The 12,689-nt window shown below is 46.5% G+C and carries 16 protein-coding genes; 7 read left to right on the top strand and 9 right to left on the bottom strand.

Annotated features, from left to right (window positions below; all coding sequences use genetic code 11):
- Positions 1-19: 19 nt before the first annotated feature.
- The 6 genes from lptB to ACXAH6_RS07920 are packed head-to-tail and all read right to left on the bottom strand — an operon-like array spanning position 20 to position 4,290.
- Positions 20-745, bottom strand: a complete 726-nt coding sequence (gene lptB / locus ACXAH6_RS07895; RefSeq protein WP_474876114.1) for an LPS export ABC transporter ATP-binding protein — start codon at positions 743-745, stop codon at positions 20-22.
- A complete protein-coding gene (gene lptA, locus ACXAH6_RS07900) occupies positions 745-1,272 on the bottom strand; it encodes a lipopolysaccharide transport periplasmic protein LptA (RefSeq protein ID WP_474876115.1) in 528 nt (175 codons plus the stop codon). The genes lptB and lptA overlap by 1 nt, the downstream gene beginning before the upstream one ends.
- Positions 1,241-1,804, bottom strand: a complete 564-nt coding sequence (gene lptC, locus ACXAH6_RS07905) for an LPS export ABC transporter periplasmic protein LptC (RefSeq protein WP_474876116.1) — start codon at positions 1,802-1,804, stop codon at positions 1,241-1,243. The genes lptA and lptC overlap by 32 nt, the downstream gene beginning before the upstream one ends.
- Positions 1,801-2,355: a 3-deoxy-manno-octulosonate-8-phosphatase KdsC gene (gene kdsC / locus ACXAH6_RS07910; protein WP_474876117.1), complete on the bottom strand. Its 555-nt coding sequence runs from the start codon at positions 2,353-2,355 to the stop codon at positions 1,801-1,803. Before kdsC ends, lptC begins: the two co-directional genes overlap by 4 nt.
- Entirely contained in the window at positions 2,356-3,333 is a 978-nt protein-coding gene (locus ACXAH6_RS07915) for a KpsF/GutQ family sugar-phosphate isomerase (RefSeq protein WP_474876118.1), read from the bottom strand.
- Positions 3,334-4,290: a calcium/sodium antiporter gene (locus tag ACXAH6_RS07920; RefSeq protein WP_474876119.1), complete on the bottom strand. Its 957-nt coding sequence runs from the start codon at positions 4,288-4,290 to the stop codon at positions 3,334-3,336.
- A 489-nt stretch (positions 4,291-4,779) separates the two neighbouring features.
- Between ACXAH6_RS07920 and ACXAH6_RS07925 the strand changes: the two genes are divergently transcribed.
- From ACXAH6_RS07925 to murA, 7 genes are read left to right on the top strand one after another with little or no spacing between them, the layout of a single operon-like run.
- Entirely contained in the window at positions 4,780-5,577 is a 798-nt protein-coding gene (locus ACXAH6_RS07925) for an ATP-binding cassette domain-containing protein (RefSeq protein ID WP_474876236.1), read from the top strand.
- Positions 5,577-6,353: a lipid asymmetry maintenance ABC transporter permease subunit MlaE gene (mlaE, locus tag ACXAH6_RS07930; RefSeq protein WP_474876120.1), complete on the top strand. Its 777-nt coding sequence runs from the start codon at positions 5,577-5,579 to the stop codon at positions 6,351-6,353. The genes ACXAH6_RS07925 and mlaE overlap by 1 nt, the downstream gene beginning before the upstream one ends.
- A gap of 12 nt (positions 6,354-6,365) precedes the next feature.
- Positions 6,366-6,836, top strand: a complete 471-nt coding sequence (gene mlaD / locus ACXAH6_RS07935; RefSeq protein WP_474876121.1) for an outer membrane lipid asymmetry maintenance protein MlaD — start codon at positions 6,366-6,368, stop codon at positions 6,834-6,836.
- Between the two features lie 60 nt (positions 6,837-6,896).
- Positions 6,897-7,565: an MlaC/ttg2D family ABC transporter substrate-binding protein gene (locus ACXAH6_RS07940; protein ID WP_474876237.1), complete on the top strand. Its 669-nt coding sequence runs from the start codon at positions 6,897-6,899 to the stop codon at positions 7,563-7,565.
- A complete protein-coding gene (locus tag ACXAH6_RS07945; RefSeq protein WP_474876122.1) occupies positions 7,565-7,873 on the top strand; it encodes an STAS domain-containing protein in 309 nt (102 codons plus the stop codon). Before ACXAH6_RS07940 ends, ACXAH6_RS07945 begins: the two co-directional genes overlap by 1 nt.
- 35 nt (positions 7,874-7,908) lie before the next feature.
- Positions 7,909-8,166 (top strand): BolA family protein, encoded by a 258-nt coding sequence (locus ACXAH6_RS07950; RefSeq protein ID WP_474876123.1) that lies wholly within the window; start codon positions 7,909-7,911, stop codon positions 8,164-8,166.
- Between the two features lie 16 nt (positions 8,167-8,182).
- Positions 8,183-9,451 (top strand): UDP-N-acetylglucosamine 1-carboxyvinyltransferase, encoded by a 1,269-nt coding sequence (gene murA / locus ACXAH6_RS07955; protein WP_474876124.1) that lies wholly within the window; start codon positions 8,183-8,185, stop codon positions 9,449-9,451.
- A 91-nt stretch (positions 9,452-9,542) separates the two neighbouring features.
- Here the strand turns inward: murA and ACXAH6_RS07960 are convergent, their stop codons facing one another.
- The 3 genes from ACXAH6_RS07960 to ACXAH6_RS07970 form a co-directional block, all read right to left on the bottom strand.
- Entirely contained in the window at positions 9,543-10,001 is a 459-nt protein-coding gene (locus tag ACXAH6_RS07960) for a hypothetical protein (protein WP_474876125.1), read from the bottom strand.
- A gap of 32 nt (positions 10,002-10,033) precedes the next feature.
- On the bottom strand, positions 10,034-11,107 hold the full coding sequence (locus tag ACXAH6_RS07965; protein ID WP_474876126.1) for a trypsin-like peptidase domain-containing protein: 1,074 nt from the start codon (positions 11,105-11,107) through the stop codon (positions 10,034-10,036).
- Positions 11,108-11,295: 188 nt separating this feature from the next.
- A complete protein-coding gene (locus ACXAH6_RS07970) occupies positions 11,296-12,660 on the bottom strand; it encodes a DegQ family serine endoprotease (protein WP_474876127.1) in 1,365 nt (454 codons plus the stop codon).
- Between the last annotated feature and the right edge of the window lie 29 nt (positions 12,661-12,689).

The following is a 12,689-nucleotide window of genomic DNA, read 5'->3' on the forward strand; positions in this document are numbered from 1 at the left end:
TATTCCTTTGATACCCTAACTATAGCCTGAATTGCTCACCTAGGTATACATCCTTCACTTTTTGATTACTCAAAACGTCTTCGGCAGTACCCTGTGCAATTAACTCTCCGTGGCTCACGATGTAAGCTTTTTCGCATACATCCAGCGTCTCTCTAACGTTATGATCGGTAATCAAAATTCCGATGTCTCGATCACGCAAGTGTTGGATTATCTTCTTTATATCATTAACCGATATAGGATCAACACCAGCAAATGGTTCGTCCAACAAAATAAATTTGGGATCGGCGGCAAGTGCCCGTGCTATTTCTACTCGGCGGCGTTCGCCCCCTGATAAACTCATCCCTGTACTATTACGTATATGGTTGATGTTAAATTCATCAAGTAGTGAATCAGCTTCGCTTTCACGCTGGGCTTTTGTCAGCGCTTTGCGTGTTTGTAAAATCGCCATGATGTTTTCATACACGGTGAGTTTACGAAATATAGACGCTTCCTGAGGTAAATAGCCAATACCTTGTCGAGCGCGCTCATGCATCGGTTGATGCGTGAGTGAATGCTGGTCGATGGTAATGTTCCCTTTGTCTAAAGGAACAAGACCGACAATCATATAAAAGGTGGTGGTTTTACCCGCACCGTTGGGGCCGAGCAAGCCAACAATTTGTCCGGTTGATACTTCCAAACTTACATCGCGCACAACTTGGCGAGATTTATAAGATTTGGCGAGATGGGTCGCGGTTAATGTTGCCATTACTGCTCCGGTTCCTTTTCTTTCAACTGGTTAAATGACTCTGGGCTTAGTACGGTTTCAACCCCTTCACTGTCTGCGGCGCGAACTTGCTCTTTAATTAAGTCGAAAACAATATTATTACTGGTCATTTTAATGGTGTCGCGATCCAGTTTGGCGTCGCCAGCCATAGTCAATATGCGGTTGGCCACTTCATAGCGGATCTCGTTAGCGCTGGCAAATACGGTTTCACCATTGTCCAGATCCTGCTGATAGCTCGCCGGATTCCCAGTAGCAACAATGACCTCAAAACCTTCATCTGAATTTTCACCTTTAACCACTTCTACGCGATCAGCTTTAATTAACAAAGTGCCTTGGCTGATGGCGACATTTCGCGTGAGTATAAGCGTTTTGGTAACGCCATCCAGATTTTGGTCTTCCGCTTTAATATGGATCTGTTGTTTGAAATCTGCTTCGCCAGCCACAGCCTGTGGAATCAGCAACCAGCCCAATACTAGGCTACAGGCTAGGGGTGTAAATCGTTTCAACATGATGACTTAACTCGTACTGTTTTGTTTCTAAATTTGCATTAAAACCATTGCCGGTCACCACAAAGTTCACCCCTTTTATAATCATGGGTTCGTTGGATGTTGCGATCTTGGTTTTTAGGTTAATTTCAATAAATTCGGTACTGATTGAGCGTACGAAATTGTCGTTATCTTCATTCGTGATACTGACGTTTGATTCTAAGTGAATCAAATTGTTGTCGTATAAGGTGCCTTCATCAGCGTGCAGATGCCAGGGTTGACTTGTATCATCTGTGTATAAGGTATAATCAGGTTCACTAAACAGAACAAAACCTAGTAAATCATAGTGTTCCATTGATTTCGCAAACACTTGGTGACTGAGGTGTCCGGCTTCATCGTAAATTCGCGTGGTTATATTTTTCGCTTTGTATGTGGGCGTTAACGCCCGGATATCTTGCTCTTGTGAGACTTCAGGGGGCGGTGACATCCAGCTTGGCACGTATAGCAACAGCGCTAATATAAAAAGCCCTGCGATACTGAGGCCGACTCGGCTCATACACTTGCACCGTGAATTTCGTTAAGTTGGCCTTGTGCTTGTAGCATTGTGTCACACACCTCTCTTACTGCGCCAAAGCCGCCACGGGTTTTGGTGATCCAGTTCGCTTGCTCGAGAACCTGAGGGTGAGCATCAGCAACCGCAATACGTACAGATGCGTGTTCGTACATTCCTAAATCGGGTACGTCGTCGCCGATTGCCGCCACTTCATGCGCCGCTAAGCCTAATTCATTCATCAGGTTAATTAGCGCATCTGCTTTGTTTTCTTCGCCTTGAATAATATGAGCAACGTTGAGTGAACGCATGCGCTGGGCAACAATATTTGACTTTCTGCCGGTGATAACCGCCACGTTTACCCCCATTTTTACGAGCGCTTTAACGCCATAACCATCACGGGTGTGAAATGCTTTGAGTTCTTCGCCTTGGTTGCCTAGGTAAATACGACCGTCAGAAAATACACCATCGATATCACATACAAATAACTTAATTTGGTGTAATTGCTCGAACAACGCGGTATTAATCTCACCATATAAGGTGTTGGTTTGACTCACTTAGACTACCCCTGCTTTGAGTAACATATGCATATTAAATGCTCCGATGGGGTGATTATCCTTGTCTACAACCAATAATGCACTGATTTTATGACTTTCCATGAGATTTAGTGCTTCAACGGCCAATTTATCTGCAGTTGTGGTTTTACCGCCTCGGGTCATGACCTTTTCTACTTGCGTGGTGTGCAGGTCTACGCGGGCATCGAGAATACGTCGGAGGTCGCCATCGGTAAACACGCCAACAAGTTGTTGTTGGTCATTGAGTACACCTGTCATGCCCAAGCCTTTCTGGGATATTTCGAGCAATGCTTGAGAAACTGTGGCTGTTTGCTGTACACACGGAATGTTGTCGTCACTCACCATAATGTCGGCCACTTTCATTAGTAATTTTCTGCCTAAACTGCCGCCGGGGTGAGATAGGGCAAAATCGTCTGAAGTGAAGCCTCTGGCATCGAGCAGGGCAACGGCGAGGGCGTCGCCTAGGACCAATGTAACGGTAGTACTGGTTGTAGGGGCTAAGCCCAATGAGCAGGCTTCGCGATCTACACTGATATCTAGCCAAACATCGGCATGTTGGCCCAACGCGCTGGTGGCTTTGTTAGTCATGGCGATAACAGGTACAGACAAGCGTTTGACTACAGGCAGTAAGTTGAGCAATTCGGCGGTTTCACCACTGTTAGATATAGCCAGTAGCACGTCGTTTTCGCTTAACATACCAAGGTCGCCGTGATTGGCTTCACCTGGGTGCATAAAAAAGGCAGGAGTACCGGTACTGGCGAGTGTTGCTGCGATCTTGTGGCCAACGTGACCAGATTTGCCCATACCCGACACAACGACTTTGCCTTTGCACTGCATCAACATATTACAGGCGGCGACAAAATCGCTGTTTAAGCGGTCGCCCAAAGACGCAATTGCCGACGATTCTATGTCGATGACCTGTTTGGCCGACGACAAAAATAAGTTTGCTTGTTCAGACATTTATTTAAATAACCACCACTGATAAAGCACAAAGCTAATGCAGAGTATACCTGCTTCCCACCGGTTAATCCTACGTGTGCCACGAAAATTAAAACTAAAAACAAACAGCATTAGCGTTAACGCAGCCATCACCCAGATATCCCGTGACACGGCATTGTCGTCTACAAGCCCCGGTGCAATCAACCCCGGCATACTTAAAACTGCAAGTAAATTAAAGGTGTTAGAGCCAATAATGTTGCCAAGGGCTAGTTCATCTTCCTTTTTCAATACGCCTGCAATACTGGCTGCCAACTCAGGCAAACTGGTGCCAATGGCCAAAATAGTCAGGCCAATCACCAGATCACTGACACCGAGCATATGAGCAATGTTCACTGCCGAATCCACCATATACTTGGCACTCAGCGGTAATAAAACTAGCCCGACTATAATCCATAGGGTCGCCTTTTGGCTGGTAATGGTGGCACTTAGCTCGGCTTCTTGTTCGTCCACAAGCGGATCTGACTGGCTTGAATGCCACGCCAGTACAAGCATAAGGCCAATAAAAAGAACCAGTAGAGAGAGTAAAATAATGCCGTCGAGACGTGAAAGCTCGTAATCTAGCAGTAAATGAATTGCACCACCGGTTACACAAAGTAGGATAGGCAGCTCTCGTTTGACCGTTAATGAACGTACTTGAATAGGTCGGATGAGTGCGGTGATCCCCAGTACCAACGCTATGTTGGCGATATTCGAGCCTATTGCATTGCCTATGGCTGTGTTCGTTTTATCATTGACAGAAGCTATCACAGAGACGACAATCTCCGGTGCCGAGGAACCCATGGCAACAATGGTTAATCCAATGATCATGGGCGAGATACCAAAATTTTTGGCTAAGCCAGAAGCGCCAACAACAAATTTGTCTGCGCTCCAGCTCAGAATAATAAGTCCAATCAAAAATATACAAATCTGAGTTATCACTTAGTTACCACGTATTGTTTAAAGGCGTCGAGCTCGCTTTCACACTGTAATTCGGTTTTACAGATACTGCAAAACTGGTTCAGATATTGCTGAAAGTGCTACACAGGTACAATTTTATACAAATTGAAAAGGGCTTTTGGGTCACTATAGACGTAAATGAGTGTAAAACTCTTATCGCAGTGCTTAAAGGTTTATAGGCAGTTTGTGTAATTTTAAATGGAATAAATGATGTGTAGTTGACTCGGCAACCAAATTGACGCATAGTCGCGCAATTGCGACAGTGCGCGCCTAATAACCGCCTCCATTACATTTCATTCAGTTCTATATTTTAGAACATAACTTGTAACTTTTTACGTTTGGGGACAAGCGCAATTATTGCGTAAAATGGTGGCCTGGATTTGAAAGTGACAAAACTTTTTACCGGTCTGTTAGTCAGACGTTTCAGAAACTTAACGCAGCCTCTTTGGGATACATAAAATCGACCGAATGATGGATAAATTAGTAACAGTCAAAGACATGACATTTCGTCGCGGTCAACGAGTTATCTATGAAGATATTTCGTTAGACGTGCGAAAAGGCGCTATCACAGCGGTTATGGGGCCAAGCGGAATTGGCAAAACGACATTATTAAAACTCATCGGGGGGCAGCTTACCCCAGATGAAGGTGATATTGAATTTGATGGTGAGTCTATCGTTTCAATGAGTCGTCGCCGTTTATACGAAACGCGCCGACGTATGAGTATGTTGTTTCAAAGCGGCGCTTTGTTCACAGAGATGACAGTGTTCGACAATGTGGCTTTTCCGCTGCGTGAACACACTAAGCTGTCTGAAGATATTATTAAAACCGTCGTATCACTCAAGCTTCAAGCTGTGGGGTTACGTGGTGCAGCCAGTTTGATGCCGAGCGAACTCTCTGGCGGCATGGCGAGACGTGCCGCTCTCGCCCGTGCGATTGCATTAGATCCAGATTTAATCATGTACGACGAGCCTTTTGCTGGGCAAGACCCCATATCAATGGGTGTACTAGTGAAGCTTATCAAAGAGCTAAATGATGCCTTGAACTTAACCAGTATTGTGGTTACGCACGACGTTACCGAAGTACTGACCATTGCCGATTACATTTATATTTTGGCTGATAAACGCATTATTGGTGCGGGTACACCAGAGCAAATCAAAAACAGTGATTCTGAGTTAGTTCAACAGTTTTTACGCGGCAATGCAGATGGGCCTGTGCCCTTCCACTTTCCTGCTGATGACCTCAAGCAAGCCTTGCTAGGAGGCAAATAATGAACTTTATTCAGTCAGTCGGCGCTAACACGTTAGCGAAAGTTGCGGCTTTCGGACGGGCGGGCATGATGTTGTTTGGCGCGTTGTTCGCGTTGCCACAATTAAAAAACATGCCACTTACCATACGCCAAGTATATGTAGTGGGTGTTCAGTCACTGTTAATTATTATCGTGTCAGGCTTGTTTATCGGCATGGTTATGGCGCTCCAAGGTTACACCATTCTCGTCGGCTATGGCGCCGAAGGAAGTTTGGGGCCAATGGTTGCGTTGTCTTTGTTGCGAGAGCTTGGCCCAGTGGTCACCGCTTTGTTGTTTGCTGGCCGAGCAGGCTCTGCACTCACCGCTGAAATTGGCTTAATGAAAGCGACAGAGCAATTGAGCAGTTTAGAAATGATGGCTGTTGATCCTCTACGTCGAGTTGTTGCACCGCGATTTTGGGCGGGGATTATTTCAATGCCAATGTTGGCACTGATTTTCAGTGCAATAGGTATCCTTGGCGGCCATCTAGTTGGTGTTGATTGGTTAGGTGTCGATGCCGGTAGTTATTGGTCGATTATGCAATCGACCGTTGAATGGAATGAAGATGTGGTAAACGGGGTGATAAAAAGCCTTGTTTTTGCCCTAGTTGTGACCTGGATTGCCATATTTAAGGGCTATGATTCAATTCCCACGTCGGAAGGGATCAGCCAGGCAACCACACAGACAGTTGTTTTTTCATCTTTGGCAGTGTTGGGGCTGGATTTCGTGCTCACTGCTTTGATGTTCGGTATTGAGTAATTGGGAGCGTAAATGAACAAGTATAAAACTGAGATGATGGTAGGCGTGTTCGTCATTCTTACCGTAGGAGCACTGTTGTTGTTGGCATTACAAGTGGCAAACAAGTCGATGTCAGCCGACGGTGATACTTATACGCTCTATGCCAAATTCGACAACATCGGCAGCTTAAAAGTGCGCTCAGCGGTGAAAGTGGGTGGAGTAACCGTAGGCCGTGTGGCGTCGATTAAATTAGACGACAGCGATTTTACCCCTGTGGTTGAACTGAGTATTCAAAGTGAATATGGCGAGTTCCCAGAGACCAGTTCGGTGTCAATTTTAACGTCGGGCTTATTGGGCGAACAATATATTGGTTTTCAACCCGGTTTCGCCTTTGACGGTATTGAAAATTTGCAAGACGGGGATTATATCCAAGATACCAAGTCTGCGTTGGTGCTAGAAGATTTGATCGGCCAGTTTTTGTTTAATCGCGGCAGCGATGAATAAGCGTTGGTCTCTATGAAAAGTGTGTTAGGAGCAAGTACGTTGAAAAAGTTAGTAGGTTTGATGGCATTTTGCCTGTTCGTGATCACATCGCCGCTACAGGCGCAAGAAGTGAACGAGCAGAACCCCTATGAAATGGTGAAAGACGTGGCAAGCCGCACTTTCGCTCGAATTAAAGCAAATCAGACTGAAATTAAGCAAAACCCTGAAATGCTTCGCACTATCATGGAAGAAGAGTTGCTACCGCATATTGATTATCAATTTGCCGCCTTTATGGTGCTAGGGAAACATTTTAAAACCGTACCGAAAGACAAGCTGGAAGAGTACGTCAGTGTATTTCGTCAGTATTTGATCACCACATACGCGGTGGCGATGGGTTATTACGATAACCAAGAAGTGGTGTTTGAGCCGAATGGCGAGTTTGCCGACAAAAAATCAGTAACGGTTCGTGCAGTGGTGCAAGACCCAACACGACCAGAGATAAACATTGCATTTAAAGTGCGCAAGAACGCGAAAACAAACGAGTGGAAAGCATACGACATGGTAGCTGAAGGCATCAGTTTGTTGTCGAGCAAGCGCAGTGAGTTTGAATCGATTTTGCGTCAGGACGGTATTGAGCCTGTACTTGCGCTTATGCGAGACAAAATTGCTAAACCTGTAGATTTGTCTGATACCAGCGAAATGGACAAATTGAAGCAAAGTGGCGTGAAAGACGACGAGGGCGAAGAGTAGTGATTAGCTACACAGGTAGCCCTAGTGATGGGTTCGTGGTAACAAGTGCACTTGACCGCGAACACATCAAACAGAATTGGTGGCAGTTATTGTCGGCCAAAGAGCGCGAGGAACTTATCCGTGCCCAGCGTTGTCAGTTAAATCTAGGGCAGGTTAAGCGTATTGACAGTGCTGGACTTGCCTGGCTAATTAATGCCATGCGTGATACAAAGCAGAAGGGGATTCAGCTACAGCTGGAATCAATTCCTGATAAGTTAATTAAATTAGCAAAAATTAGCGACGTTGAAGACTTTTTGACGGTAGAATGACGAATTAACATTTTCGACTGACCAATAGTGGATTTATGGATCTTCAGGAAATAGAAACCTTATTAAAAGACGCACTCGACCTGACTGAAGTGCATGTAACGGGCGAAGGCTCACATTTTAATATCATTGCCGTTAGCGATGCGTTTAACGACATGAGCCGTGTGAAGCGGCAGCAAGCAGTCTATGCACCATTGGCTGATAAAATTGCCGACGGTTCAATGCATGCTATTTCAATTAAGACGTTTTCTGAAAAAGACTGGCAGCGCGAACGCCAGTTCCATGTACCGCAATAACTGACAGGCTCTGCCAGTGGATAAACTCATCATTAAAAAAAGCCCCTCCCTACAAGGCGAGGTGGTGATTTCCGGCGCTAAGAACGCGGCACTTCCGCTGCTCATGACTAGCTTACTAACTGCAGAACCTTGTCGATACACAAACGTACCTGCGTTACGCGATATTAATACTACGATTGCGTTGCTCAAAGGGTTAGGTGTTGCGGTGAGCGACAACGAGGCAAATCAGGTTACTTTGACAGCCTCTGAATTATCAAGCGATACCGCGTCTTATGAACTTGTTCGTACAATGCGCGCGTCTATCCTTGTGCTTGGCCCCTTGTTAGCGCGTCACGGTACTGCCAATGTGTCTTTACCGGGTGGATGTGCGATAGGCGCTCGTCCGGTTGATCTGCACCTTAAAGGCTTAGAGCGAATGGGTGCGAAGATCACCGTGGATGAAGGTTATATTCGCGCGCACGTCGACGGACGCTTGAAAGGCGCACGCATCTTTATGGATATTGTGAGTGTTGGCGCCACAGAAAACTTAATGATGGCTGCGACCCTTGCAGAGGGCGAGACAGTTATTGAGAATGCCGCCCGCGAACCTGAAATTGTTGATTTGGCTAACTGCCTCAATCAAATGGGCGCGAAAATTACCGGTGCAGGCTCTGACAGTATTCATATTCAAGGTGTTGAGTCATTGCACGGTTGCGATTACCGCGTGTTACCTGATCGCATTGAAACCGGCACCTTCTTGGTCGCCGCTGCCGTTACTGGTGGTAAAGTGCGTTGTCTTAATGCGGCGCCAGAAACCCTCGATGCCGTGCTCGATAAGTTGTCTCAAGCCGGTGCCAAAGTAACCTGTGGTGACGACTGGATTGAGCTGGACATGGCAGGGCGTGAACTGGTCGCTGTTAAGGTAAAAACCGCTCCGCACCCTGGTTTCCCCACCGACATGCAGGCGCAATTCGTTGCCTTAAATGCCGTTGCCAAGGGCACTGGCGTGGTAACCGAAACCATTTTCGAGAATCGTTTTATGCATGTCCCAGAGCTACATCGCATGGGAGCTGAAATAGCGCTCGAAGGAAATAGCGCAGTGTCTAAAGGCGAGTCGGTACTGAAAGGCGCGCCTGTGATGGCAACCGATTTACGCGCCTCAGCGAGCCTTGTGATTGCCGGTTTAGTTGCCGAAGGTGAAACACACTTAAACCGTATTTATCACCTCGACAGAGGCTATGAGTCTATCGAAACCAAACTCGGTGGATTAGGAGCAGAGATTGTGCGGGCAAAAGAAGAAGCCTAAACACACATATTACTGATAAAAAAAGAGCGTGAATACGCTCTTTTTTTATGTGTTTGACCCATCCTAAATAGCGTTGACCACGCCTTTCACACTACACCGAATACTTCTCAAATGCGGAAATAACACGGCTGGGGTCGAAGCTCAGGCCTAAACTTTGTAACTCGTCTAAGCAGTCTTCTACTTCAATACTGGTTTTAACAAAATCCACTTTTTGCTTTAGCGTTTGTTCTGCAACGCGTAACGCCACCATGTTAGAAGGGCGGCCAATTAACCATTGGGCGACCATACCTTGATTTTTGGCGTGCTGGTTAAAGCTGCGCATGGTAGCCAGTACTTCTGGTGGTGCTAATTGCCAATGGCGCATACAGATAATGCTGGCAAAGCGAGTCATGTTTCGCTTGCGCCGCAATTCGGTGATGGTTTCAATATAGTCGTCGAGGCAAGAGGTAGACCATGTACCTTTTGGGAATGCGATGAGCAGATCGCCACTCGCTTTAATAGTAAAGCTGCCGTGCTTATGCGTTTGTGAAAATATGACTTCAGTGTCCAATGCTGTGTGCTTCGCCTTCGTGAAATGTATCGCTATTGAGTATATTCAAACTCATCCAGTGTCGCGATGAGTGTTAATGGTTCGCCGTCGCGACTGATCTCTAACTCTATTTTTGTACCTGGTGCGGTTTCGGCAATCAAATCGAGGGTTTTTGCCGCGCTCTCTAATGCTTTGCCATCAATGGCAACAATTAAGTCTCCTGGGCGCAAGCCCGCGCGTTCCGCCGCACTATTCGGGCTTGTCATTGTTACCAATATACCGCCAGCGCCGTTGGTGTTCTCGGCCCCTTCAAAACCTAATTGGCCACGTACCACTCGGCCATTGGCAATAATTTTGTCCATAATGCGTTTGGCTAACGCGTAGGGAACCGCAAAGTTAATACCGTCAATTTGGCGCACGCGATTGTTTTCTCTAATCTGGAAATTGGCATTGGTGATCCCGACCAAATAACCATTACTGTCAACCAAGGCACCACCAGAGTTTCCTTGGTTAAGCACGGCATCGGTTTGAATAAAATCAACAAAGTTCGACAAACCGTTGCGGCCAGTTCGACTCACAATGCCTTGTGTAATTGTTTGACCAACGTTGTAAGGATTACCAATTGCCATAACCACATCGCCTACGCGAATATCGGTTTTTTCTAATTGGGGGATAACGTGCAGGTTTTCTGAATTCACTTTTAATACGGCGAGGTCGGTGGCTGGGTCGATCCCGACTAGCTGGGCATCGATAAGTCGGTTTTGGTCTTGTACAGCCACGCGGATGTCGTCTGCATCTTTAACGACGTGATAACAGGTTAAGATGTAGCCGCTATCTGTCATGATTACGCCAGACCCCAAGCTAGCTCGTTCGCGTGAGCGGTTCCTGAATAAGCCGATTTCACGCTCAACACTAATACTGTAAATATTCACAACCGCAGGGGCAGATTTGCTTAAGGCGGTAAAGTAGGATTCTCGCGTTGTAGCGGGAGACGCTGAATTTAACCAGTCTGAGCCAAAGCTACCACTGCCACGTAAACCTGGCACAAACAATAGCATCACCACAGCAACGATGAGGCCCATGAGTGATGAACGAAGTAGAAATGTTAAAAACGGCTTGCCAGTCACGGTTAATCTTTCTTTTAGTCCCGCCCCATATGCAATAGTGGGGGAAGTGAATAGTAGCGCAAAGGATAACACTGAAAGGCATTTTCAACTAGTTTTTGTACTTGTTAAAACAATACCTTGACGTATTTTACCTTACATAAAAAAGCCCCAGCTTAAGCATGGGGCTTTGGATTGATTATTAACCTAGTTTAGCGAATAACCAAGTACAGGGTCGAATTACCGCGTTTGACGTTCAAGGCAAGCACGCCCTCGTTGTCGTCTACATGGGTGCGGAACTCACTCATGGTACGTACTCGCTGTCGGTTTACACCGATAATTAAGTCGCCTTTACGCAAACCAATGCTCTGTGCAGGGCTGCCACTGGCCACGTCTTCTACGCTAATGCCTTGGTTGCCTGCGTCGTCTTCGCCATTGGCGAGTGATGCACCTTCAAGGGCGGCGTGAATATTTTTAGCCACAACTTCTGAGCTGGTGGCGTCGTCCAGTACAACCTCTAGGGTCACTTCGTCGCCTTGGCGGATAACGGTTACTTCAACTTCGGCACCGGCACCCATACTGGCGATTTTCGCGCTTAATTCACCAAAACCACTGAGCTTTTTACCATTGATTTTAGTAATGATGTCACCAGCTTGAAGACCGCCTTTTTCGGCAGCAGAGTCTTCTTGTACTTCACTGACAAACGCGCCAATATTGGTCGGATACTTCATGGCTTTCGCGAGGTCAGGGTCTACGTCAGACCCTAGAATACCTAAACGACCACGACGCACTTCACCAAATTCAGCAATTTGGTCGACCAAGTTTTTCATCATGGTACTCGGGATGGCAAAGCCAATGCCCACGTTGCCACCGTTCGGCCCAAAAATTGCTGTGTTAATACCTACCAACTCGCCGTTTAGGTTAACTAAGGCACCGCCCGAGTTACCACGGTTAATGGCGGCATCTGTTTGAATAAAGTCTTCGTAGCCACCAATATTCAAACCAGAGCGACCCAATGCGCTAACAATACCTGACGTCACGGTTTGAGAGAGGCCGAAAGGGTTACCAATCGCCACAACAAAATCACCCACCCGCAAGTCGTCTGAGTCGGCAATGGGTAGTGCTACAAGGTCTTCTGCATCAATTTTCAGTAATGCAATGTCGCTTTTCTCATCGGCACCCAGTTTCTTGGCTGAAATTTTACGGCCGTCGGTAAGGGTAACGGTAATCTTGTCAGCGTTATCCACTACGTGATTGTTGGTCACAACGTAACCGTTTTCAGCGTCGATAATCACACCCGAACCCAGGCCCTTAAATGGACGCTCTTGAACTTGCTCCTGAGGCCCACCGAAGAAATAGCGGAACATTTCGGGCACATTCTGTCTGGCTACTTGCGTGCCTTCGACTGAAATTGTGACAACCGCGGGTTTTGCTTCTTCTAACATAGGTGCCAGTGAGGGAACGGCTTCTTTGTCAGAACCAAAAAATGGCAATGCGGCTTGTGATTGTGCGGTTAACGTTAACGAACCCACAACCACTCCTGACACCAATACAAACTGGCGAAGATACTTATTCATAGACGCTTACACTCCTCAAGTTTCAATGC

The sequence above is a fragment of the Alteromonas sp. ABE4_545 genome (assembly GCF_056161325.1).